The sequence below is a fragment of the uncultured Methylibium sp. genome (genome assembly GCF_902826655.1).
GTDB lineage: Bacteria > Pseudomonadota > Gammaproteobacteria > Burkholderiales > Burkholderiaceae_C > Methylibium.
In genome coordinates this window covers 1-1762 of the sequence record NZ_CADEFR010000141.1, presented here as the reverse complement: position 1 = coordinate 1762, position 1762 = coordinate 1, and the positions used below count along the sequence as shown (strand labels likewise).

The following is a 1762-nucleotide window of genomic DNA, read 5'->3' as shown; positions in this document are numbered from 1 at the left end:
GCAGGACTACGACTTCCTCTACGAGGCCGGCGTCAAGGGCATCTACGGTCCCGGCACGCCGATCCCGGCGAGCGCGAAGGACGTGCTCGAGCAGATCCGCAAGGCGGTGAGTGCGTGACGACGCCGTTCGTCCTGAGGTATCGAAGGACGCGAGCCGACACGACGCAACGAGCGTCTTTCGAACTGCCGACCTGATGTTCCACGTCTACATGCTCCGCTGCGGCGACGGTTCGTACTACCTCGGGCACACCGACGATCTGGAGCGACGCGTCGCCCAGCATCAAGCGGGCGACATCCCGGGATACACGCATGAGCGGCGACCGGTCGTGCTGGTCTGGATCCAGGAGACGGCGACGCGCGAAGAGGCCCTGGCGGCCGAACGGCGCATCAAGGGCTGGGGGCGGGCCAAGAAGGAGGCGCTGATCCGCGGCGACTGGTCGGCAATTCAGCGACATGCGTGGGGGACGAGGAACCCGCTGCCGGAGCATCTGCGCGCGCCCGGCGAAGGGGCTTCGATACCTCAGCCCGAACGGGGGGAGTGGTAGGTGGCACGGCCTACTGATGACCAGGCGCTGTTCGACGCGCTGCGCGGCCCGGTGGGTCCGCCGCAGCGGCGCGCGGTCGCCAAGGCGATCACGCTGCTGGAGTCCACCCGCGACGACCATCGTGCGCGCGCCGACCTGCTGCTCAACGCGCTGCTGCCGCACACCGGGCGCTCGCTGCGCATCGGCATCTCGGGCGTGCCAGGCGTCGGCAAGAGCACCTTCATCGAGGCCCTGGGCCTGTACCTCATCGAGCGCGGCCATCGCGTCGCGGTGCTGGCCGTGGACCCGTCGTCCACCGTCTCCGGCGGTTCCATCCTCGGCGACAAGACGCGCATGGAGCGCCTGTCGGTCGACGAGCGCGCCTTCATCCGGCCCAGCCCCTCGTCGGGCACGCTGGGCGGCGTGGCCGAGAAGACGCGCGAGTGCCTGCTGGTGCTGGAGGCCGCGGGTCACGACCTGGTGATCGTCGAGACGGTCGGCGTCGGCCAGAGCGAGACTGCGGTCGCCGGCATGACCGACCTGTTCGTGCTGTTGCAGCTGCCCAATGCCGGCGACGACCTGCAGGCGATCAAGAAGGGCGTGATGGAGCTGGCCGACCTGGTCGCCATCAACAAGGCCGACCTCGACACGGCCGCTGCCACGCGCGCGCAGGCGCAGATCACCAGCGCGCTGCGGCTCTTCGGCCTGCACGGTCACCCGGACCATGCGCACCATGACGAGAAGGTCTGGCACCCGCTGGTGCTGCAGCTCAGCGCCCTCAAGGCCACCGGTCTGCCCGAGTTCTGGGCCGCGGTGGAGAAGTTCCGCGACCTGCAGACCGCCAACGGCCGCCTGGCCGCGCGCCGCCATCGCCAGGACCAGGCCTGGATGTGGGAGCGCATCGAGGCCGGCCTGCACGCCCGCTTTCGCCAGCATCCCAAGGTGCGCGAGGCGCTGCCGGCCACCGGCGATGCGGTGCGCGCCGGTACGCTGGCCGCGTCGGTGGCGGCGCGCCGCCTGCTGGACCTGATGGACTGATTCGAGAAGAACGAGGACGAGAGGACGCTCATGCACGACATCATCGAAGAGCTCGAACGCCGCCGCGCCGCGGCGCGCCAGGGCGGGGGCGAGAAGCGCATCGCCGCGCAGCACGGCAAGGGCAAGCTCAGCGCGCGCGAGCGCATCGAGCTGCTGCTCGACGAAGGCACCTTCGAGGAATGGGACATGTTCGTCGAGCA

2 protein-coding genes and 1 pseudogene are annotated in these 1762 nt (G+C 70.0%); all 3 read left to right on the top strand.

All coding sequences use genetic code 11. From position 1 onward, the window contains the following. The first annotated feature begins 194 nt into the window (after positions 1-194). The gene (locus QZV97_RS20885) at positions 195-545 is read left to right on the top strand and encodes a GIY-YIG nuclease family protein (RefSeq protein WP_295647344.1); all 351 of its coding nucleotides are present in this window, start codon (positions 195-197) and stop codon (positions 543-545) included. 27 nt (positions 546-572) lie between these two features. Further along, on the top strand, positions 573-1562 hold the full coding sequence (gene meaB / locus QZV97_RS20880) for a methylmalonyl Co-A mutase-associated GTPase MeaB (protein WP_295647345.1): 990 nt from the start codon (positions 573-575) through the stop codon (positions 1560-1562). Positions 1563-1592: 30 nt separating this feature from the next. Next, positions 1593-1762: pseudogene (locus QZV97_RS20875) on the top strand (methylmalonyl-CoA carboxyltransferase); the annotation flags it as partial.